The sequence below is a fragment of the Enterobacter sp. EC_64 genome (genome assembly GCF_019584165.1).
In the GTDB taxonomy this organism is placed as follows: domain Bacteria; phylum Pseudomonadota; class Gammaproteobacteria; order Enterobacterales; family Enterobacteriaceae; genus Enterobacter; species Enterobacter roggenkampii.
Window position 1 is genome coordinate 1 of sequence record NZ_VDAS01000105.1, and the last position, 229, is coordinate 229.

The 229-nt window shown below is 50.2% G+C and carries 1 pseudogene; it reads right to left on the reverse strand.

The features are described from left to right. Positions 1–107: 107 nt before the first annotated feature. Positions 108–229, reverse strand: a pseudogene (locus tag FHC52_RS22670) (transposase); the annotation flags it as partial.

Here is a 229-nt window from a genome sequence, read left to right on the forward strand (position 1 = left end):
CCTGTTTGACTGCTTCAGTTTTAAACTCTTCGGGATAACGCTTACCGCTCATGGGCACCTCTCTTTAAGCCATCTTAAATGACTCTGAGGTGTCTGTTAAACCCGTGGCGATTCATCTTTTTATTACCTCGCTTACTAATTCCCAGCAATGTCGTCCTACCTCCCGTGCTGTACTGCCGAGGTACAAGCCCTGTTGCCGCCGCAAAGTCACGGCTGCTGGCGTACTGCT